Raw genomic sequence first — 21,726 nt, forward strand, 5'->3', positions numbered from 1 at the left:
TAGTGACCGCTATATGCTGAGGATATGTCTTGTCAGCAGATTGGTAGGTATCGTACGTTTTATGCAGCAGTCACCTCATTCTTTACAGTCTCAGTCTCTATCTGCATCAGTGCTTGATTCTGCTGCCCAGCTATCGAGCTTACAGCAGACCTACACTGAGATTCCACGCGTGCGTCCTGATACGCCATTGCTGGATGCAATCGATACGCCCTCTAATCTGAGCACATTGAGCAAAGATCAGCTGATTACATTGGCTGATGAGCTGCGTCTTTTTTTGTTGTATTCAGCCGGTCAGAGCGGTGGGCATTTCGGTGCCAACTTGGGTGTGGTTGAATTAACCATAGTACTGCACTATTTGTTAGACACGCCAAACGACCAAATCGTTTGGGATGTTGGTCATCAAGCCTATGCCCATAAAGTATTGACAGGTCGCCGTGATCAGTTGAGCACTATCCGGTCTAAAGATGGTTTGACGGCATTCCCAGAGCGCGCCGAGTCCGTCTACGATACCTTTGGGGTTGGACATTCATCAACCTCAATCTCAGCCGGTCTGGGTATGAGTTTAGCCCTGCGCTATCAGCGCCGCGAGCAGACCGTTGCTTGTATCATTGGCGATGGCGCAATGACAGGCGGTATGGCATTTGAGGCCATGAATGACGCAGTACAGCAAGATGCGGATCTGTTGGTCATCCTAAACGACAATGATATGTCAATATCATGCTCTATCGGCGGCTTTTCGCGTCATTTAGCGATGCTGTGGGAATTGGGCTATCAGGTGGATATCTCTGAGTCAGGCCAGCCTATTCTGTGCCAACGCCCTGACATGCAAGCGTTTGATCGACGCAAACGCCACAAAGAGATGCGTGACGTCCCGCAGCTAGAAGACAATTTATTTAAGGCGATAGGTTTTACCTACTTTGGTCCGTTTGATGGGCACAATATTCCTGAGCTGTTGCGTGTGTTATCACTGGCAAAGCAGGTAAAAGGCCCAGTACTAGTACATATCTATACGACCAAAGGTAAAGGTTTCGCGCCAGCAGAATTAGACCCAGTCGGCTATCATGCAATCAGCAAACTACCTGCTGACAGTCATAGCGACTCTCAGAGTACTGAGAAAACAGAGCCGAAGCCCGTTATCAAAGACCCAGTCAAAAAGACTGCGTTGAAATACTCGCAAGTGTTTGGACAGTTTTTGTGTGATAAAGCGGCCGAAGACGATCAGTTGCTTGCCATTACTCCTGCCATGGAAGAAGGCTCGGGCATGATTGAGTTTGCTCGTCATTTTCCAGAACGCTTTTTTGACGTAGCCATTGCTGAGCAACACGCTGTCACACTAGCGGCTGGTATGGCAACTCAGGGCGTCAAGCCGATTGTGGCGATTTACTCGACGTTTTTGCAGCGTGGTTATGATCAGCTGATTCACGATGTGGCTTTGCAGAATCTCGATGTCACGTTTGCCATTGACCGAGCAGGCCTCGTCGGTGAAGACGGTGCCACGCATGCGGGCGTATTTGATTTTGGCTTTTTACGTTGCGTGCCGAATATAGTGATTGCCGCGCCCAAAGACGAAAACGAATGCTACCACTTGCTCAATACCTGTTATGAATATCAAGGATGTACGGCAGTTCGTTATCCGCGTGGCCTTGGTACGGGGGCAGTTATAGAACAGCCCGCTCAAAATTATCAAGTTGGCGAAGCCGTCATAGAGTCGGTATTGGGTAACGTAGATGCACCTAACAAGATAGCCATACTAGCATTTGGTACGATGGTTGCCACCGCGCAGTGTGCTGCAGAGCATATCACTCAAGAGAAAACGCTGGATTGTCAGATGCATGTGGTCAATATGCGCTGGGTGAAGCCGCTAGATACTACAATGCTTGACAGTCTGTTAGCACAAGGCGTGACGCATGTCGTGACTCTAGAAGAGCACATGATTATGGGCGGCGCGGGTAGTGCAGTAAATGAATACTTGCTCAACGAGTCTAAGACTTATCAGCAGCATCGTCCGATGATTCGCAATATTGGCATTACAGATCGTTTTATCGCGCATGGTTCACAATCTGAGCAACTAGCGGATTGTGGCTTAGATGTCGATGGTGTGGTCAGACAAATTAAGTTACTCTTGTCATAGTTGATGCTTCTCAGATTTTACTATTACTCTGAACCGCTTATTTATAATAGATATTAGCTCTCTATGTAGAGCAAACACCTGCTAGCCGTAGGTGCTTACTTTTTTACAACTTGCGCAGTGTTTTCGATCACCAATATATTGGTTGGGTCAGCGTGACGGTTTTTTCGTTTTTATCGAACAATTTTAGTATAATGCGGTTGTCATTTATAAGTTTTTATTTATAAATGACACGTTTTTTAAATCGCATAGATGTGGTGTGATGCGGCGGCTGATTGGCATGTTGTGAGCACAGAGTTAGTCTTATTTTTGGTATTCATTTATCAAGTAAATGTTACATTCATTCATCAAGCAAATAGGTTATTTATGGAACCCATGGTCGTCATCGCAGCGCGTACTGCTGAAAAAGTTGGTAAAGAGATTTTATATGCGCATCAAAACCGTCACAAAATTGAGCTAGATATCGAGTCGAAAGGACTTGATGGCCTAGTCACTCGTATCGATCGTTTCAGTGAAGAGCTGACGATTGAGACGCTAAAAGCCAGCTATCCGAATCATTCGTTTTTGGGTGAAGAGTTTGGTATGCAAGAAGGTCGCGGCGAAGACGCTGACTGGTGCTGGATTATCGACCCACTAGATGGTACTAAAAACTTTGTTCACGGTGTACCGCAGTTCTGTGTGTCTATCGCTGTACAGCATAAAGGCGTTACTCAACATGGCGTGGTCTATGATCCTGTTCGTGACGAGATGTTCTCAGCGAGCCGCGGTAAAGGTGCACGTCTGAACAATCGCCGTATGCAAGTGAGCGAACGTAAAACGATTGATGGTGGGTTCTTTACGACCGGTCATCCACTTGAGCGCAAGCGTAATGGCGAAGTTATCTCTTATGCCAAGGAGCATTTTGAGAGCTTACAAAAGGTTTCTGAAGCCGGTGGTCAAGTCCGTCGTATGGGTTCAGCAGCACTTGATTTATGCTACGTAGCTGCTGGTCGTTTTGACGGTTATTTTGAGATGTCTATCAAGCCTTGGGACATCGCAGCGGGTGAGCTTATCGTGACCGAAGCACGTGGTGTGGTGGTTGATCATACTGGCGCGCACAACTCAGCAACGTCAGGCTCTATCTTTGCTTGTAATATAAAATTGTTGAAGCCATTGATGCAAATGGTTGTCCCAGCGTGGGGCGATGCGCTCTAATTAATACGCTGTAATTGATTGACGTTCGCTATTATTATTGAGACTCATCAATATCAAAAAGCTGGTTCCGTTATGGAGCCAGCTTTTTTGTTTTCTTAACGGCTTTATCTTGAACGGTAATGCCTTTAAATGCCAACTCTTTACTGACAGTCTCTAACAGCTGCAGCTCTTCTTCTATGAGCATCAGCATGTCTTGCACACGTGGCAAGGCTTTGCCACAAGCGGTAATACCAAACTCAATCTTGTCCAAGTAACTGGCTAAAGTGATGTTCATGGCCTGCCCATTAAATACGATTGACGCAGGATATAACGACTGCAAACGCGCGCCATTCCAGTATAGTGGTTTTTCAGACCCTGGCACGTGAGAGATAATCAGGTTAAAGGCTTGTTTTTTTGGAAACAATCCAGTTGCCAAGTTGATGCCTTGCCATGCATAGGCGATGACGCTGTAATTGATGACTTGAGCTTGATTCATACGGCGAAAACGACGCTTGCCATTATTCATACTGCGATGAATCAACTCTATTCTGCGTAATGGATTGTCCAAATGCGTGCCCAAGTTCGCCAGTACAAACGACAGCTGATTGCCTGATATGCTCTCATCTGTACGTAGCGACATCGGTACAAACGCAATCAAAGGCTTGCTAGGCAAGGCATCCATTGATATTAAATAACGACGAATAGCACCTGCACAAACCGCCAATACCACATCATTTTTGCTGATTTTGAGCCTATCGGCGATATCATTGAATCGCTGTATGTCATAAGATTGCGCCGCTATCCGCCGTGATGCTGAGATACGTTTGTTCAAAATACTCATCGGTGCATCAAAGGTGCCGACATAACCCTCATCGCCATGGTTTTTTATATTGTCCAGCAATTCTGTCACCACAGGTTTGATGGTCGAAAACTGCTCTTTTAACAGACGTCTGATGGATTTTTCGGCAGGCAATATAGCGTCAACTGGATTGCGATGGCGTGCCATGAGCGACCAAACAGGTAGCGTGACGGGTTCGGTCTCTGACTGTGACAGTGACTTTTGTACCAAGCGCATGGCGGCGATGCCATCCACCAAAGAATGATGGATTTTGAAATACCATGCAAACCGCTCAGGACCGCCTTCAACTTCTGGTTGAATACCTTCAATCACATGACATTCCCATAATGGCATGGCGCGATCTAGTAGACGACCATGCTCTCTTGACACGTACATGAGGAGCTCGCGAATACGTCCAGGGCTTGGCAATGCGACATGATGAAAATGATGCTCAACATCGAAGTCTTTATCTTTTTTCCAAAACACTAGATGTTCCAAGACCTGATTAAAAGGAAAGCTTGGCGGGACATCGGAGTCTTGCATCTGCTTTACCAATTGATAGACAAAGTCACTATCGGCGTTCTCTGGCAATTCAAATAAGAACATTCCGCCCACATGCATCGGCTGCTTACGCGACTCAAGAAGTAAAAATAACTGGTCGACTGCGGTGAGAAGTCGCATAATAAATCCTTTTATGACGATAAGTAATGAGTCAAAAGCGATAGTCAGGGTCATGCCTGAGTATCAAACACGCCCTGAGCAATGCTTTATTTTATTATTTTATAAGTGGCGCATTGTCGGACGTTATCAGTTTAGCAGGTTACTGAAAAAAGTATCCTGTTTGCGGTGAACTGGCAGTGGCCATCTTACGCATCGGCATACGACCTGCCAAAAACGCCTCGCGACCTGCCCAAACAGCGTGCTTCATCGCATGAGCCATCATCACTGGATTTTGTGCGTTGGCAATCGCTGAGTTCATCAGTACACCATCACAGCCAAGCTCCATCGCAATCGCCGCATCAGAAGCGGTACCGACGCCTGCATCGACCAACACTGGTACGTTGGCATTTTCGATGATAAGGCTTAGCGTATGGCGATTGAGCACGCCCAGTCCAGAGCCGATTAAGCTACCAAGTGGCATGATGGCAACGCAGCCCATGCTCTCTAATTCTTGTGCGACGATAGGATCATCTGAGCTATAGACCATGACTTCAAAACCATCGTCAATCAGTACTTTAGCTGCTTTTAAGGTCTCAATCACATTAGGATAAAGGGTTTTTTCGTCACCCAGCACTTCAAGCTTAACCAAGTTATGGCCACCCAATAGCTCACGAGCCAGCTTACAAGTACGAATGGCAGATTCGGCATCGAAGCAGCCAGCGGTGTTAGGCAATATTGTGTATTTATCAGGAGAGATGACATCAAGCAAATTAGGCTCATCACGGTTTTGACCGATATTGACTCGGCGAATAGCGACAGTGACAATTTCTGCGGCTGATGCGGCAATGGCCGTGCCAGTTTCAGTCATGTCTTTGTATTTACCAGTGCCGACCAATAGGCGAGAGGAAAACGTACGGCTACCGACAGTAAAAGTATCTTGCAAAAGTAGTGATGGGTTGGTAGTGCTAGCGTTATCTGACATAACTGAAAATCCTAATAGCAAATGAGCGAGGGAACAAACAAAATATAATGTGTCGTTTGAGCGGTATAAAAATGAGCGACGCGGGTAATAACAACGTATTGTCAACCAAACAAAAAAATCGAAAATAGTCTGATATAGCTGGTTCCATTTAAAAAAGCGTCAGTGTTGTCATTCTTCATAATGACTTGATTATAGACTGACTATTTATGCAATAAAACTCAGCGAGTAGCAATAGGCATGAGCCGCCAACTGCATAAAATAATACGTGTTTAAAACAAAATGCTATTATAACAAACTCATGCCCGCTTACTTGTACTCTTTTTTGGCTTAGCCAGTTAGGCAATTAGCTTAGGGCATGCAGCACGTTTTGCTATTATTCCCTTTTCTGTCACTCTCTTTATTTATCAGGTCGCTCTTATGATGCAGTTGCCGTACAGTTTTGCAAAACGCCATCAGATTTTGGTCATACTTGCGATTGATCCTGAGTTGCCGCCGACATTGGTGCTGACCAAAGCCACGCCACTGCCAGCGATTAATGAAGCGGTGAGGTTTTTGCAGCAGCAAGGCATTCGTAGCATACCCACTTATGACAGTGTCAGCTCAGACGATTTTGAAAAACGCATGAATGCTGCTTATGCGGGCAACACAGGCGAGTCGCAGCACATCGCAGCTGGGCTAGAGGATCATCCTGATCTTGACAGTCTCGCCGATAGCGTCCCTGAAACTGAAGACTTAATGGATCAGCAAGACGATGCGCCCATTATTCGTCTGATCAATGCATTACTGTCTGAAGCCATTCGTTTGAGTGCCTCAGATATCCATATTGAGACCTTTGAAAAACGCTTGGTTGTGCGTTTTCGTGTCGATGGAGAGCTAAAAGAAATTATCACACCCAAACGCCAATTGGCACCATTATTGGTGTCACGTATTAAAGTAATGGCGAAATTAGACATCGCCGAAAAACGGGTGCCACAAGATGGTCGTATCAGTCTCAGACTGGCAGGCCGTGAAGTGGATGTACGTGTATCGACCTTACCATCGAGCTTTGGTGAGCGTGTGGTGATGCGTCTGTTAGACAAGCAGGCAGGTCGCCTCAATATGACGTATTTGGGGCTGTCTGATAATGACTATACTGAGCTAAAACGTCTGATTCATCGTCCGCATGGCATTATCTTGGTGACAGGGCCGACTGGCTCGGGTAAAACCACCACACTATACTCAGCGCTGACTGATCTGAACGATCAAACCCGTAATATCTTGACTGCTGAAGATCCGATTGAGTTTCAGCTCGATGGTATCGGACAAACGCAGGTCAATAATAAAGTCGATATGACCTTTGCCAAGAGTCTGCGCGCGATGTTGCGTCAAGATCCAGACGTGGTGATGGTTGGTGAAATTCGTGATTTAGAAACAGCAGAGATTGCAGTACAGGCCTCTTTGACAGGGCATTTGGTGTTATCAACACTTCATACCAATACAGCGATTGGTGCGGTCACTCGCTTACAGGACATGGGTGTTGAGCCCTTTTTATTATCATCCTCGCTCATCGGCGTAGTGGCACAGCGCTTGGTGCGTACGTTATGCTCACATTGTCATGGTTGGCAGGATGCGGACAGCGAGCAAGCCAAGCTATTTACCGAAATCGGTATCGAGCCAGTCTCGGGAAGTGCTGAAAATATAATAAATGACGCGATTCGTCTGCCTAAACCTATCGGCTGCGATAAGTGCAATCAGTCAGGGTTTAAAGGGCGTACGGCAATATATGAAGTTGTGCCAGTCGATGACACCTTGCGCCGTATGATTCACAGTAATACCGCTGAGTACGAGCTAGAAGAGTATGCACGTCAGCAGACACCGTCAATTCGTGCAGATGGCCTACGTAAAGTGATAGAAGGACGAACCACGTTAGAAGAGGTGCTGCGAGTCACCAAAGAAAGCGCACTCACGGGTGATGCAATACTAATCTAAGCGCTTGAGTGGATATTGCATTCTATAACGCTATTATTTTGCTGCGATGCACTCAATCTCAACGCTCGCCCCTGCTGCCAGTTCTGATACACCAAAGGCGGAGCGTGCGGGATAAGGTTCAGTCAGCTCTGCTTTATAGATTTTGTTAAAATCATCAAAGTCATCCATGTCTGTGAGCATCGCCAGACATTTAACGATATCAGATTTTTGATAGCCGTATTTTAGTAAGGTCGTATGGATATTGTCTAGCGCTTGCTTGGTCTCAGCTTTGATACCGCCTTTGACCAGTTTACCGTTGTTAAAACCAATTTGCCCTGACATATATAGCGTATTGCCGACTTGTACCGCCTCTGAAAACGGATAAGCGACGCCATCACCTAAAAACACAGGGCCAGAGTTTGTGGTGGTGGCTACACTAGCACCAGCATTTATCGCAAAACCCAACGAGCCTAGGGCAGCCAGTGATGCCATAAATACGTAGCTGCTAAGTTTGGACATCACTATTTCCTCATTGATTTTATTGAACGCAAATATACGGCACACGCTATAAAAAAGAAATAGCGTGTCCTATTTAAATCCAATCAATAATTTGCGCTTCGTGCTTTTATGCTCAGATTGAGGAGCTAAGAGATGCAGCGATTTATTCGGCTGTGCTCTTAGCATTGTCTATATTCGTATCATCTGCATTAGTATCTGCATGGGTATCGTTATCTGAATTGGCATCGTTTGCGCCAGTTTCCTCTGCACCAGTACGGTCATCTACAAGGTTACTATCTACTGGTTTGTCGTTGGCTTTGCCTTGGCGACGGGCTTCTAGCTCAGACTTTGGAATCCAAGCCCATGTCATCTCGACCACGATGGGGTCGCGGTCACTGTCCGACTCACGATCTTCAATGATACACGGGATAACCATCTCACCTTTTGGGGTGTTTAAGATATGCAGGCGCTGCTCATCAGATAGGCTAGATACGGCGGCAATCTGGCCTTTTTTGATTGGACGATAAAAATTAACGGAGTAAGACTTGATCAGCAGAATACGATCAGAGGGCAAGTTTAGACCTAAAATAAAGCCTGTTGCCGTTTCTGCTAGCAAGGTGATGGCGACAGCATGGATAGAGCCAATGTGGTTTTGGACAGCTTTATTATTGTTTAAACTGACGACCACTTGATTGGGTTCGACCGTTTCATAGTAGATACCTGTGGTGCCTACATAAGGTACGACTTTGCCAAAGGCTTTGGACAAAATACTGGAGCGCGCACCGGCAGGTAAGTATTTGGTCACTGATAGCAGTTTGGTAAATTGATTGCTGATTGGTTTTAGAGTACTACTGGGTTTGTCGGTAGGTGCTCTTGTACTGTCAGATGCTTTGGCTGATCGTTTTTTGGTCAGCTTGGCGGGCAGTTTTTTTAATAGTCCTGACATACAAAATTCCTTAACATAAATGTGTTGAATGGCATTTTTAGCATGATTTTTATAGTGGTTGCTATAACCGCTATATAAGTTGAGCCTGAGAGTAGTGATGACCAAAGCCATGATGACTACTATCATCACTATGGTACATCAACCATGATTCTGCGACTATTATTAGCATGAACTGCTGCGATTACAAAACAGCCGCGTTATCATAGTATGATGACACGCCTTAGCACGACCTATCTTATGAATCTTAATGCTGGATGACGCTATGCCTGATACGACGACCCACAAGCCTGTTAATATGATTTATACCGGCGTCGCGGGTACGGGTAAAACCTATCGATTGCTACAAATCGCTAAGCAATATACCGAATTCCTTCCTACTGCCAATGAAGAAGATCTGCTTGGACAGCTGCTGCAGGACTTAAGCTGGCGAGAGGTGGTCTGTCTAATATTCTTAGACTTTAAACGAAATAAGAAAGACTTGGTCAAAGTCCCTGAATTGGTCAATCATAACTTCTTTACGGCCAAAGCGACACAGAATGCCCGAGAGAAAAATTTAAGCAATACAGCTTGGTCGGTACTGCAAATGCACAGTCCAGCCAACTCAGGTACCGTCAGTTATAAAAACAGAGCCAGCCAAGCTTATTTTGATAAAGACAATAGCGGCGGGTGGTACTTGTTACCTGAGAGTATGGAACTGCTGTCAGGATTGTCACAGCAGTTGGCAGAGTTTCAGCAGGCGCAGCATGAGTGCAAAACTGATCAAAATCAGAATATTGCACAGCAGCGTTTTAGCATGGTGAGCTTCCATCAGGCCTATGGTTATGAGGAATTTGTCGAAGGCATTCGCCCTGTGATGAGCGGCACTACTCAGACCAACCATAGTCATTCTAACCACGCTCAAATGAGTTACGCTGTGCAAGATGGCGCATTTTTGAAGCTATGTCAGCGCGCCGCACGCGACCCTCAGCATCGCTATGCCATGCTGATTGATGAGATCAACCGCGCCAATGTGTCACGAGTATTTGGTGAATTACTCAGTTTGATTGAGTCAGATAAGCGCGCGGGCATGCCAAACGCGATGACGATCCATCTGGCCTATTCTGGACGCGCTTTTAGTGTCCCTGACAATGTCGATATCTATGCGACGATGAACACTCAAGACCACTCTCTAGCACCATTAGATATGGCGCTACGTCGACGTTTTCGATTCATTGATTGTCCACCGCAGCCTGAACTATTACCCGTTATTGGCAGCGCTATGGGCTTACCAAAACAGCTAGGCACTAATAATGTCGGCACTGATGATTTTAGTACTAATGACAGTGACACAGTAGACTTGGGCAAACTGCTAATAGGATTGAACACGCGTATCGTACAGACGCTAGGGTCAGAGGCGCAATTGGGTCACGCCTTTTTGCTGTCAGTGGATAATCTAGAGCAATTGCAAACAAGTCTGATCGAGCAAATCATTCCACAGTTGGCGCAAGCCGCGGGTAATCAAGTGAGCGTCCTGCAGTATATATTTAGAGATGAGTCGCAGCCGACAAGCTTGCAGTTTATTCAGGACAGTCAAATGATGACCAATCAAGACACACATGGCCCAACTAGCAACCATCATAATCCGAATGCGCATCATCAAATGTTTGCAGAGCCGGGCTTTTTGATGGGTCAATCGGCCAATATGGCTGGCTATAACGTGAATGCAGACCTAGTAGATAAGACAGGCGCGTTTAGTACTGCCGCTGTCTATCAGCGTTTGTATTAGCAGGGTGACTGAGGTGATAAGCAATCAACGACAACAGTACGACATTAACTATTCACACACCCGTGTAGATAGTCGGTTTATGCATCCATCTAGTCAGCGTGTTATCACTGTGTTTGAGCATCAGCGTCTCACGGTCTATGATTTTTTGCAGGTGTCAGATTTTCATTGGCTAATGGCAAAAGAGTTTGATGTATTTACGATCAAGCGTCGACAAGGACAGTGGCAACTCAAAGTCGGACACTATATTGGGATTATTTTATTGCCCAGTGGCATAACACTTGAGATATTGCCCAAGCTGAACCAGTCTACTCAAAATGACGATATCGTACAGACTCGTCACTGGGTACAGAGCATGCTATCTGACTTGACCCGCCTTGATACCCATAAAAACGGTAGACTACCAAGCACAAAAAACCTCAATCAATTCAGTCATCAAACCGTGCCACTGCCGATAGAAGCACTACCATTGTCAGATTGGTTAGTCGCACAGTTTTTGCAGCGAGTGGCAGGCTATCAGCCAACCAAACAGTATCAGACACAGACCAATAATCACTCCTCATTACAAGGCCGTTTACTCATCAAAGAGCAGCTGCGCCACAACGCTATGCAGCCGCACAAGTTTGTCTGCGAGAGCAGTGTGCTGAGTCCAGATATATTGGCCAATCGATTAATCAAAAGTGCGTTGATACACCTAACACCTTTATTGCCTCCACCTATGTTTTCAACATATTTGCAACTGTGGCAACGACTACCTACGCTGAATCAATGTGAGATGCTGCAACTAAACTCGACATACCATCAAGCAAAGCGACAATTGAGCATTCAGCCGTTGCAACGAAAACAACTACAAGCCGCTCAAGAGTTATTGAATTTGGCATATTGGTTATTGCAGCAATCAAATACGGCGACAGGCAATGGGATTGACCCTGTTCAGCAAAGCCTATCTAAGCCGCGCTTGTGTTTATTGATTGATATGAATCAAGCGTTTGAGCAATGGGCAAGCTTGTGTATCACCACGATGTTTCAGCAGGTCAGTGATACTTATCGCCCTCTTTATCAAACCAAAAGCGTGTGGCTAAACGATGATACAGGACAAGCATGCTTATCTATACGGCCAGATTTGCTAATATATAATGTTGACTATGATGATAGTGCTCACAATCAAAGCAATAATAGAGAGCCTGTCGAAACAAACGCTGGTGTAAATACTGAAGCAAACATAAGAGCGAAAAGAGTCAGGCGCTACAGTCATGTCATTGATATGAAATGGAAGCATTTACCGAGTGCTGGGTCTATCAGTGCAAACGACGCGTATCAGTTGACCAGCTATGCACAAGCGTATCGAGCAGGGCAGGTATGGCTCGTCTATCCAGTGCTAGGAGTTGAGCGACAACCCGTTGCACTGAAGCAGCAAATTCATCATGATGATGATAATGACGCTGATAGCGAAACTAATAGAGATGATTCAAGCCCTGCACATTTATGGTTGATGCCGTTTAATGTGCTGACAGGTACGATCAACGGTGAATGGATATCACAGTTAAGCAAATCACAATGATATCGGTAGTGGCAGTAGCTGTTACTGATAAAGGGTTTCGATGCCGCTATTTTTGCAAAACGAACGTTAATTTAAAAAAAATCGCAATTATTTTAAATTAATTGAAAATAGGTGTTGACACCATCGCCGTTTTCCCTTAATATATGCACCTCGATAGCGAGGAACATTAACAAGTTAGAGGCATTGCCAACGACGAGTTAATCAACAAATTATCGAGATAATAGAGAATTTCGGAGTGTGGCGCAGTTTGGTAGCGCATCTGGTTTGGGACCAGAGGGTCGTAGGTTCGAATCCTATCACTCCGACCATCTATTTTAAGAGCCTTACAGGCTTTTTTTTATGTATAATGGTTTAGTTTTTGATATAGTGAACATTATATTATAAACTGGATTTGATATATAAAAGTCCTCTAAGAGCGCCTGTAGCTCAGCTGGATAGAGCATCTCCCTTCTAAGGAGGTGGCCGCAGGTTCGAATCCTGCCAGGCGCACCATTTAGCCTGAAGATCTTGCCTTTTTATTGGCAATAGTTATGGCGGTTGTAGCTCAGTTGGTAGAGCCCCGGGTTGTGATCTCGGTTGTCGTGGGTTCGAGTCCCATCAGTCGCCCCATATTTTATTCTGCAGTATCTCTCCTTATTATCCTGTACTACCCAACCTATTTAAGTAACTGTATTCGCCAACGTTGGCGTTTTTTTGTGCCTGCTTGTTTTGTATTCTTCTGTGTTATGACGCTTTACCAAATGACTTTAACAGACCTTGATTATCTGAGGGTCAATTGACTCTGTGTGCCTCATTACTTCTATCCTAAATCCTTCAGAATTACTTCAATAAAATTATTAAGCATACTATTGTTTAGGATTTCTTATAAGTAAATAGACAATAGGTTTTAAATTCGGCATTATAAGAAGACGTGTTCCTGACTTAGATAATAGTTACCTAAGTGAGATACTTATAATCGAAGGTTTTTAAGTAATACTAAACAACCTGATGGGTCTCATTTGATTGGCAAGTTTAAAGTCAGAATACGCTTTAGAAAATTAATGCATGCATACTATTGATCAAAGAGTGATATACCACCCTGCATGATAAATAGTGCGTGATACTGTCGATTTGAATGACAGCCATTGGTATTTAAATCATTTTTATCATGATTTCGAAATGATGACCTGCTCTAGCAAAAGTCAGCTAGGACGAATTACTGTGTCTATTGGGTAAGTTTGAAGCGATATGTTTAATACTGTGCATGTTTTTGTGAGATTGGTTGGTATCGACCCTGTATTATTGAGGAAATGATGGATGGACGCACTGAGCGTATTGCTACAAAACGTGCATTTATTTGAGACGAAGTACTATCGCTTAAATGGCGCTGGCAATTGGTCTTATTCAATCACTAGAAAAGACACGATTTTGTTTTATCTAGTGATGTCTGGCGGCTTTTGTATTGATGTCGGGAATGGTCTACGAGAGGCGCGTACTGGCGATATGATTATGATTCCGAACGCGCATAAGCATGTGAGCTATGCGCTGAATCATAATGGCGATGTCGCCGAATCGCTTGATGACTTATTGCTCAACTGTAAAGAGCGTACGCTCGATATCAATGGCGACGGTGATCCCAATTCCTCTTTGATATTGATTGAGTGCAAATATGATAAAGAGATGATTCATCCTTTATTGTCTGTGTTGCCACCTATATTGCCCGAAATTAATGATAAAGATGATGGTCGGTTTGAGGTCATCGATGTAGAGATTAAGCTGCTGACACTCGAAGCTGAGCGTGAGCGTATGGGAAAAACAGCGGTCATCAATCATTGGGCCAGCATCATGATGATTGAATGCTTACGCGTATATATTGAGAGCTTACCTGAAGCCACAGAGAGTTGGCTCAAGGCAATGAAAGATCCATTTTTGACCAAGGCGCTTGCCGCAATGCATGGAGCACCCAGTAAAAACTGGACGATACATCAGCTTGCAGAGGTAGCAGGGATGTCCCGTTCTAGCTTTGCGCAGCGGTTCAAAGACACGGTTGGCATGCCGCCATTGACCTATCTGATTGACTATCGCTTACGCTTAGCGGCGCGCTATTTGCGTTTGCAGCAAAATAGCATTTGCCGTATCAGCCAGATGGTAGGCTATGCCTCAGATTCTACTTTTAGCCAAGCATTCAAGCGGGTTTATGGGGTTTCACCAAAAGCCTATCGTCAGCAGTATCAAAAGCAAGTCCTTGCCTAAGGTAGCTCATATTTTTTTTATTCAAAGCGTTAAGGATGCCAATGTGTTCTTAACGCTTTTTTAGTTCTCAAGTATCAAAGGTTTATAAGTGTCGTATCATTGATATTGACGCGAGCTCTTTTGAACAGGTACAGCTGACAATGTGATTGGGTTCAGGTACTATGGGACGATGAATCGTCAAGGTATGAGCGCGCGTTTTTGGCGTATTGATTGTCACTGATTGACAGTCCTATAAAAAACCTAGACGATGTTTATTTTTGCTGCTGATGGTGTGTTATGACTGAACCGACCGCAAAGCCAAGTACAGAAGCCAATCGCCATCAAGGCACTACTGCAACTGCTAAAAAAGAAAACAAGCCTAATAAGCAAACTATCAGAGATGGTCAAAGCAGGAACGAAGCTGCTCAGATAGAAGGTGCAGTAGAAATGCCTGACAAAGCGGCCTTGCTGACATTGTTTACATTATCAGACACTAAGGAAGTCAGCGCCGCAGAAGTCGCTTCTCCTGAACGAGCCGATGCGAACGCCGTAACAGTAATTCCTGCTGCTAGTGAAGAGAGTGTAGCCGCGCAGCGTGTGGCGCTTTATCGTACTCAGCATGAGCGCACTCGACTGCTATATATGGCATCTGCCAATACGCGTCCCACGTATCTTGTGCAAACGCTCAAGTCGCAGTTTGTAGAGTATCAGCAGTATCTGCTGGCTCAGCAGCTTGATAAGCGTGGTCTTATGGACACCGAGGCGCTTGATAGGCTTTGGCAGCAGCTGCACGTCATCGACGATATTATCGATGATATTGTGCGTCATATGCCTGCTCAGCAGCCTGCAGGTTGGCAGTTGACCACTCAGGACGGACAAAACCCATTATGCTTTGCCACTGTCGGTAAACTAAAGCATGGTAAACCAATTCAGGATCAAGGCAGTCTAAATAGTTATGTACTCGGTCACTTTGGTGTAAGCAGCTTTACCTATGATCGAGGCTATTATATCGGTCATGTGATTGGGTATTTGTTCAGCTGTTATTTTTGCGCGCACTTGTCGATCAGCTATGGTGTCAGGGCGCTTGGTCAGCAGGTAATCACTGATTATGACTATGCCAGTCTTGAGACACCGCATATGGTTAGGCTGCTACAAGGGCTAGATGGTTATTGCAAAAAACGCATTTATCAGTTGGCTGTGATCTGTGCGCGTCTTAGTATGTTTGCCAGTGACAAACGTATCGAGAGAATGCTGATTGCTGAGGTCAATGATTTTGATAAAAAAATCCAGCAGCAGCATTTAGATGTATTACTGCTGCAGGGCTTGATGCCTGACAGTAATGACTCAACACCGTTTTTTTAATAGGCTCATTGCCGTATAAATGATGACACTATCTACGCAATGTGCTTTTTAAAGCATTGAAATTTTTAAAGTATTGAAAGTTTTAAGCATTTACGCTTTTGAAAACCTGAGCTTTTGAGTAAATACTACAACCTTTTGTCTGTGACCTTTTTAGGATATCCGCTGCTATGCCCGCTTATCATTTTAAAGCGCTTGATGACCATGGTGGTGTCCAAAAAGGCTTGCTAGAAGGCGACTCTGCGCGGCAAGTCCGTCAGCAGTTGCGTGATAAACACTGGACGCCGGTTGAGGTCAGTGCGGTCAATGACAGACAGAGCCAAAGCAAAAACCGCTACAAAAAACCTTCTGCCTATGAGCTTGCACTGCTAACACGTCAGTTATCTGTACTGCTCGCCGCAGGCATTCCGCTCGAAGAAACGTTGGCCGCTGTCGCCAAACAATCACCAAAGACTCATATCAAATCTCTGATGCTGGCAGTACGCTCGCATGTCCTAGAGGGTTTGAGCTTAGCGCGTGCCCTACAACAAGCCGCCAGTTTTCCGCCGTTGTATATCGCCACGATTGCCGCAGGCGAAAAATCTGGTCACTTAGACCTCATTCTCAATCAGCTAGCAGACTACACCGAAAACCGCTTTGCCCTCCAGAAGAAAGTCCAAGGCGCTATGGTTTATCCGATTGTGCTGATGGTCATGGCCATTGGCGTGATTATGGGACTGATGAGCTTTGTGGTGCCCAAAATTGTCAAAGTATTCGAGCAATCTGAGCAAGCGCTACCGCTGATTACCCAAATCGTTCTGGCTTTATCGAATATCATCACCCAGTGGTGGTGGTTGATACTATTAGTATTGGCAAGTACCGCATTTTTATTCTACCGTTTTGCCCAAACGCAAGCTGGTAAGTTGACGATAGACAGTACTGTATTGAGATTGCCTATATTGGCCAGACTGTCCAAAGGACTCAATGCGGCGCGTTTTGCTAGTACGCTGGCCATATTGGTACGCTCAGGCGTGCCGTTAATTGAGGCATTACATATTGGGGCTGCGGTAACGACCAATCTACACATCCAAAAAACTATTATCACTGCGGCCGATAGAGTCACAGAAGGCTCTAGTTTGTCTAGCCAGTTAGAGAAATCTACTTACTTCCCACCGATGATGGTACAGATGATAAAAAGTGGAGAAAACTCAGGCGAGCTTGAAAACATGCTAAGCCGTGCCGCCAATATGCAAGAGGCTGAGGCGACCAACTTTATCAGTACCTTACTGTCATTGCTTGAGCCGTTGATGCTAGTGTTGATGGGTGTGGTGGTAATGATTATTGTCATGGCGGTGATGCTGCCAATCGTTAATATGAATGATTTGGCAGGTTAAATTAAAGTCAATGCCCTAGCTTCCTGTCTTCAAAACCTCTCTCTAATTCTCCTTTATTCTATTCATATCAGCTATCTTGCTTGCTAAACCATGGATTAGCTTTCTTAAGGTTTGCTTACTGTTGTATATTGTTGAACGAACGCTATTTTTGCTATGGCAAACACAAGCGCCGCGCTATAGTAAGCATGGATCAATAGTCATACATTTGGTGTCAGCTAACAGTTCACTTTGGCTAAAATAGCAAACTCAAACTGGGCGCAGCGCTGGATAAAAATAAAACCATGGTTTATAGTGACAACAGTTTCAGAGCTCATTGATATATCATTGATGAGAGCCACGATAGAACGCCACTTTTACTATTTACATAACTGTGATGACCAAAGCGATGACTATGACTGACAAATTCCAAGTAAATATGACGCCAAAAAGTGCTATTCAGAATACGCAATCCCATTCAAATATTGTAAATGACCCTAAGGTTGCTTCTTCAGCCATGCAGCGCAGTGTGGCAATGAAATCTGGTCAAGCAGGATTTACTCTTATTGAGATTATGGTCGTTATTGTTATCCTAGCCATTCTTGCTGGACTGGTGGTACCAAAAGTAGTCGGACAAAGCGACAAAGCGCGCGTCAAAACCACTGAGACAGCGCTTGCCACCGTATCCAATGCGCTAGATATGTATAAAGTTGACAACTCACGTTATCCAACCACGGCTCAAGGTTTAGAAGCGTTGACCACACCGCCTGCTGATGCAAAAAATTATCCCGAAGGTGGTTATATCAAAGGTGGCTACCCAACTGATGGCTGGGAAAACGAGATGCAGTATGTCGCGCCAGGCAGTGAAGGTCGTCCTTATGATTTATTTTCGTTAGGGGCAGATGGACAACAAGGCGGTGAAGGTCAGGACACAGACCTTTATGCCCAGCTATAAGTCTCAATGTTAACGTTAAGCTATTCAAGCAAACAGCACTCATAAAACATCAACCAATAAGGCTCTATTGGTTGATGTTTTTTATCAATATATTTTATGAATACACTTTTAGTAATGTGGAAAACCCTTTTCTCACAGTACGATTTTATAGCGACTGTGCTTGATAATGGCCGTTTTTAATAATGACCGTACTTGATAGCTACTAGTTTTGATAACGGCCATGTTTGATAGAGGCCACGCCTGCATGCTCGTATAACCATCTTATATATCGATATAGTCGCTCTTTTATTATCTGCTACTACACCTGCCATTCAAGGTAATACTTATGTCAATCAACATGTCAAATACATCGCCCATTGCTATCATAAAACCTATCTCTAAAAATGGACGCGCACAAGCCTTTGCTGTTATTAGTGCCTCCTTGGTAGCTGGGCTGTCTATGATATCTATCAACGCACAGGCTGCAGGTCTAAATGACTTGTTTGGCAACGCTTCAGTCAAATCAAAATTTCTACCAGTCGATCAAGCCTTTCAGGTGGTCAGTAATACCAAAGCGACTTCCAAAGGCACACGGTTGTCGATAAGTTTTGAAATCACTCCAGGTCATTATGTCTATAAAAACAAGCTGACTTTGAAATTCCCCAAAGGCGTGAGTGCAACGCCTTTTACGTTTAATCAAGCGCCTGTCTCAATTGATGATCCAACATTCGGTCAAGTGCCTGTATTCACACAAAGGAGCGTCGTTGCAACCACGACGTTGACCACAAGTAATGGCAAGGGCGCAAAAAATGCACCAATGATTATCGAGTGGCAAGGCTGTGCAACAGCAGGGCTGTGCTATCCACCCGAAAAAATAAAAACCAAGGTAGATATTGCAGCGACACGAAAATAAATAGTATGCAGGTCGATTCAAATATTGGTAATAATAGGTAGTTATTTATGTCAATCAAGCCGCCACAACGATCTCAATCGCTCACGGCAAATAGTTATTTAAATAAGTCCTATGTTTTCGCGCTAGCGATTGCGAGTAGCTCACTGCTTGCTGGGCTACCAGTGACATCAACGACCGCTCATGCTGCAGGGCTAGGCGATCTGTTTGGCAGTAGTCAAAGCGCGTCGAAATCAAAGTTTTTGCCAGTCGATCAAGCTTTTCAGGTGAGTAGTAGTATTACGCCAGTCAAGTCTGGTACACGCTTAGCGGTTAACTTTGATATCACGCCTGAGCATTACGTTTATAAGAAGCAGCTTAAACTGACGCTACCGGCTGGCGTGACGGCAGCCCCTTTTACTTTTAGCCAGACACCATACTCGATTGATGATCCTACTTTTGGAAAGGTACTGGTGTTTGATCAAGCCAATATGGTCGCTACCACCACATTGACTACTAGCAATGGTAAAAGCATGTTGGATGTGCCAATTGTCATTGGTTGGCAAGGCTGTGCCAAAGCAGGCCTTTGCTATCCACCAGAAAAAATCACAACCACGGTCGATATCAAAACTGTGTCAGCACAGGCAACAACTGAGAATGGTGCAGCTGCTAGTGCATCATCTGAGAAAGGTGATAGCGCAAATACTATGGCCGACAGCACAGTAATTCAATCAGCGACAGCCAATATTGATAACACTACGCTTGATACAGAACAATTACCCGCTGATGAAGAGGTCATTGATTATGATTTAATCGATGGCGATAGCTTGGAGTATGAGTCGTTAGATGGTAGTACGACGACAGACACGCTATCTGGTGAAAAAAGTGGCGTAAATGGCGCAGCTAATGGCCATGAGACAACGTCAGAGCCGTTGGTCGATGGTGATCCTTTTGGCTTAGCCTCTCATCCATGGCTTGCCTTGGTATTATTGTTTTTGGCAGGTTTAGGCTTGGCACTGACCCCATGTGTATTGCCCATGCTACCCATCGTTGCCAATATCGTGGCTCGTGAGCAAAACCCCACGGTCAAGCGCGGCGTCATTTTGACCACCAGTTATGCAATTGGTGTGGCGACGGCTTATGGTGTTTTGGGCGCGATCATTGCTGTGTTTGGTGAGTCGTTGGGTATTATTGGTTGGCTACAAAATCCTATTATTCTCATTGGATTCGCTATCGTCTTTGTCTTGCTAGCACTATACATGCTCGGTTTTTTCACGGTTCGCTTGCCACAAACCATTAGTCGCAAAATGCAAGGCTTGAGCCAAGCAGGGGATAGCAAGCTGGGTAGTACGGGCGGCAGTTTAGTCGCTGGGTTTTTATCTGCACTCGTGGTGTCACCTTGTGTATCCGCACCATTATTCGGGGCATTGCTAGCCGTCTCTACTATTGGCAATCCGCTACTGGGCTTTGTGGCGTTATTTATGCTAGGGTTTGGTTTATCCGCACCGCTCATTTTAATTGGTGCGACCCAAGGCAAAATTATGCCAAAGGCAGGGGAGTGGATGAACTGGGTCAAGCAGGGCTTTGCTTTATTATTATTTGCCGTGGCACTGCTATTGATTGAACGCGTCTTTATATCACCAGTTATGCTGATGGTATGGGCGCTGTGGTTTATGGTCGTGGCCACATGGGCATGGAGCTGGCTTGGCAAAGCGCGTATGCTGACCCAAGCGATCAGTCTAATGGCTGGTATTTGGGCGGCTTGCTTGATAATTGGCGCAGCACTGGGCAACGACGATAGCTTGCATCCTTTAGCATCATTGAGTGCCGCACCGATGATGGTACAGTCAACCTCGGGTCAACCAGGGAATAATGATAGCACCACTGATAAGACGATCACCACGCTGGCTGAGTTAGATGCCATTGTAGCAGCCAATCCAAATGTCATCGTCGATCTGACAGCAGAGTGGTGTATTGAGTGCCGCATTATGGACAAGAACCTGTTTCATAATCGTCCAGTTCAGATGCAAGATTGGCAGCTAGTGAGGCTCGATATCACGGAGACAACCGAAGACTCAAAAGCCATTTTGTCACGTTATAAGCTGTTCGGTCCGCCCGCGCTGCTCTACTATAAAGAGGGGCAACTGACACAGAAACAAGTCGGTGAGATCGGTCGCGCAGAGTTTGAGCAGACGTTGGATGCGCTGAATGATTGATAATTAGGACTTAATAAAGTTACTAACCCATGATTTTTTGCTTAACGAATAAAAAAGCCAGTGTACTGTTATGTCAGTACGCTGGCTTTTTTGGTGCGGTTTATTCTTTTTTTAGAATATTTTCTAAGTATTTGGTTTAGTATGATTTATGCTGATTCATGCGTATTTTATCTGTCAATAACGCTAGTATAGTGTTCATATTTTCATTACAATAACGTAACAATATTGAAGGTGCATTACAGTCTGTAATGATTCCCTCTCGTATTGGCCAGT

General features: G+C 44.9%; 15 protein-coding genes and 3 tRNA genes. 14 read left to right on the plus strand and 4 right to left on the minus strand.

The window, feature by feature from the left end; translation table 11 throughout:
• Nucleotides 1–61 precede the first annotated feature (61 nt).
• Together dxs and IP510_RS04410 are read left to right on the plus strand one after the other, a co-directional pair.
• Entirely contained in the window at nucleotides 62–2,131 is a 2,070-nt protein-coding gene (gene dxs / locus IP510_RS04405; RefSeq protein ID WP_194363562.1) for a 1-deoxy-D-xylulose-5-phosphate synthase, read from the plus strand.
• 363 nt (nucleotides 2,132–2,494) lie between these two features.
• Nucleotides 2,495–3,322 carry an inositol monophosphatase family protein gene (locus IP510_RS04410; protein ID WP_194363563.1) on the plus strand — a complete coding sequence of 276 codons (828 nt, stop codon included), beginning with the start codon at nucleotides 2,495–2,497 and terminating at the stop codon, nucleotides 3,320–3,322.
• A gap of 70 nt (nucleotides 3,323–3,392) precedes the next feature.
• Here the strand turns inward: IP510_RS04410 and IP510_RS04415 are convergent, their stop codons facing one another.
• Both IP510_RS04415 and IP510_RS04420 read right to left on the minus strand, forming a co-directional pair.
• Nucleotides 3,393–4,820: a WS/DGAT/MGAT family O-acyltransferase gene (locus tag IP510_RS04415; protein ID WP_194363564.1), complete on the minus strand. Its 1,428-nt coding sequence runs from the start codon at nucleotides 4,818–4,820 to the stop codon at nucleotides 3,393–3,395.
• Between the two features lie 139 nt (nucleotides 4,821–4,959).
• Nucleotides 4,960–5,781 (minus strand): thiazole synthase, encoded by an 822-nt coding sequence (locus IP510_RS04420; protein WP_194363565.1) that lies wholly within the window; start codon nucleotides 5,779–5,781, stop codon nucleotides 4,960–4,962.
• Nucleotides 5,782–6,201: 420 nt separating this feature from the next.
• Between IP510_RS04420 and gspE the strand changes: the two genes are divergently transcribed.
• Nucleotides 6,202–7,749 (plus strand): type II secretion system ATPase GspE, encoded by a 1,548-nt coding sequence (gene gspE / locus IP510_RS04425; protein ID WP_413786457.1) that lies wholly within the window; start codon nucleotides 6,202–6,204, stop codon nucleotides 7,747–7,749.
• Between the two features lie 33 nt (nucleotides 7,750–7,782).
• Here gspE and IP510_RS04430 read toward each other — a convergent pair whose 3' ends face one another.
• Complete coding sequence (locus IP510_RS04430; RefSeq protein WP_194363567.1) at nucleotides 7,783–8,247, minus strand: RidA family protein; 465 nt, start codon at nucleotides 8,245–8,247, stop codon at nucleotides 7,783–7,785.
• 142 nt (nucleotides 8,248–8,389) lie between these two features.
• On the minus strand, nucleotides 8,390–9,172 hold the full coding sequence (locus IP510_RS04435) for a DUF4442 domain-containing protein (RefSeq protein WP_194363568.1): 783 nt from the start codon (nucleotides 9,170–9,172) through the stop codon (nucleotides 8,390–8,392).
• 262 nt (nucleotides 9,173–9,434) lie between these two features.
• Here IP510_RS04435 and IP510_RS04440 point away from each other — a divergent pair, with 262 nt between their 5' ends.
• The 11 genes from IP510_RS04440 to dsbD all read left to right on the plus strand — a co-directional run bounded on the left by IP510_RS04440 (nucleotide 9,435) and on the right by dsbD (nucleotide 21,453).
• Nucleotides 9,435–10,937, plus strand: a complete 1,503-nt coding sequence (locus tag IP510_RS04440; RefSeq protein ID WP_194363569.1) for an McrB family protein — start codon at nucleotides 9,435–9,437, stop codon at nucleotides 10,935–10,937.
• Between the two features lie 79 nt (nucleotides 10,938–11,016).
• Nucleotides 11,017–12,495, plus strand: coding sequence for an McrC family protein (locus IP510_RS04445; RefSeq protein WP_194363570.1), 1,479 nt, complete (start codon nucleotides 11,017–11,019; stop codon nucleotides 12,493–12,495).
• 231 nt (nucleotides 12,496–12,726) lie between these two features.
• Nucleotides 12,727–12,803: transfer RNA gene (locus IP510_RS04450), tRNA-Pro, on the plus strand.
• 107 nt (nucleotides 12,804–12,910) lie between these two features.
• Nucleotides 12,911–12,987: transfer RNA gene (locus IP510_RS04455), tRNA-Arg, on the plus strand.
• A 41-nt stretch (nucleotides 12,988–13,028) separates the two neighbouring features.
• Nucleotides 13,029–13,104, plus strand: a tRNA-His gene (locus tag IP510_RS04460).
• A gap of 687 nt (nucleotides 13,105–13,791) precedes the next feature.
• Nucleotides 13,792–14,727, plus strand: a complete 936-nt coding sequence (locus IP510_RS04465) for an AraC family transcriptional regulator (RefSeq protein WP_194363571.1) — start codon at nucleotides 13,792–13,794, stop codon at nucleotides 14,725–14,727.
• 276 nt (nucleotides 14,728–15,003) lie between these two features.
• Nucleotides 15,004–16,068, plus strand: coding sequence for a hypothetical protein (locus tag IP510_RS04470; RefSeq protein WP_194363572.1), 1,065 nt, complete (start codon nucleotides 15,004–15,006; stop codon nucleotides 16,066–16,068).
• A gap of 167 nt (nucleotides 16,069–16,235) precedes the next feature.
• Nucleotides 16,236–17,438, plus strand: coding sequence for a type II secretion system inner membrane protein GspF (gspF, locus tag IP510_RS04475; protein WP_194363573.1), 1,203 nt, complete (start codon nucleotides 16,236–16,238; stop codon nucleotides 17,436–17,438).
• 493 nt (nucleotides 17,439–17,931) lie between these two features.
• Nucleotides 17,932–18,369 (plus strand): type II secretion system major pseudopilin GspG, encoded by a 438-nt coding sequence (gspG, locus tag IP510_RS04480; RefSeq protein ID WP_194363753.1) that lies wholly within the window; start codon nucleotides 17,932–17,934, stop codon nucleotides 18,367–18,369.
• Between the two features lie 325 nt (nucleotides 18,370–18,694).
• Nucleotides 18,695–19,261: a protein-disulfide reductase DsbD N-terminal domain-containing protein gene (locus IP510_RS04485; protein ID WP_227669468.1), complete on the plus strand. Its 567-nt coding sequence runs from the start codon at nucleotides 18,695–18,697 to the stop codon at nucleotides 19,259–19,261.
• 47 nt (nucleotides 19,262–19,308) lie between these two features.
• A complete protein-coding gene (gene dsbD / locus IP510_RS04490; protein ID WP_194363574.1) occupies nucleotides 19,309–21,453 on the plus strand; it encodes a protein-disulfide reductase DsbD in 2,145 nt (714 codons plus the stop codon).
• Nucleotides 21,454–21,726: the final 273 nt, after the last annotated feature.

Source organism: Psychrobacter sp. NG254 (genome assembly GCF_015277735.1).
Lineage (GTDB): Bacteria > Pseudomonadota > Gammaproteobacteria > Pseudomonadales > Moraxellaceae > Psychrobacter.

Excerpts from the sequence above, each read along its gene's own strand:
- dxs (WP_194363562.1), top strand. The coding sequence starts at position 62 with ATGCAGCAGTCACCTCATTCTTTACAGTCTCAGTCTCTATCTGCATCA.
- IP510_RS04410 (WP_194363563.1), top strand. The coding sequence starts at position 2,495 with ATGGAACCCATGGTCGTCATCGCAGCGCGTACTGCTGAAAAAGTTGGT.
- IP510_RS04415 (WP_194363564.1), bottom strand. The coding sequence starts at position 4,820 with ATGCGACTTCTCACCGCAGTCGACCAGTTATTTTTACTTCTTGAGTCG.
- IP510_RS04420 (WP_194363565.1), bottom strand. The coding sequence starts at position 5,781 with ATGTCAGATAACGCTAGCACTACCAACCCATCACTACTTTTGCAAGAT.
- gspE (WP_413786457.1), top strand. The coding sequence starts at position 6,202 with ATGCAGTTGCCGTACAGTTTTGCAAAACGCCATCAGATTTTGGTCATA.
- IP510_RS04430 (WP_194363567.1), bottom strand. The coding sequence starts at position 8,247 with ATGTCCAAACTTAGCAGCTACGTATTTATGGCATCACTGGCTGCCCTA.
- IP510_RS04435 (WP_194363568.1), bottom strand. The coding sequence starts at position 9,172 with ATGTCAGGACTATTAAAAAAACTGCCCGCCAAGCTGACCAAAAAACGA.
- IP510_RS04440 (WP_194363569.1), top strand. The coding sequence starts at position 9,435 with ATGCCTGATACGACGACCCACAAGCCTGTTAATATGATTTATACCGGC.
- IP510_RS04445 (WP_194363570.1), top strand. The coding sequence starts at position 11,017 with ATGCATCCATCTAGTCAGCGTGTTATCACTGTGTTTGAGCATCAGCGT.
- IP510_RS04465 (WP_194363571.1), top strand. The coding sequence starts at position 13,792 with ATGGACGCACTGAGCGTATTGCTACAAAACGTGCATTTATTTGAGACG.
- IP510_RS04470 (WP_194363572.1), top strand. The coding sequence starts at position 15,004 with ATGACTGAACCGACCGCAAAGCCAAGTACAGAAGCCAATCGCCATCAA.
- gspF (WP_194363573.1), top strand. The coding sequence starts at position 16,236 with ATGCCCGCTTATCATTTTAAAGCGCTTGATGACCATGGTGGTGTCCAA.
- gspG (WP_194363753.1), top strand. The coding sequence starts at position 17,932 with ATGCAGCGCAGTGTGGCAATGAAATCTGGTCAAGCAGGATTTACTCTT.
- IP510_RS04485 (WP_227669468.1), top strand. The coding sequence starts at position 18,695 with ATGTCAATCAACATGTCAAATACATCGCCCATTGCTATCATAAAACCT.
- dsbD (WP_194363574.1), top strand. The coding sequence starts at position 19,309 with ATGTCAATCAAGCCGCCACAACGATCTCAATCGCTCACGGCAAATAGT.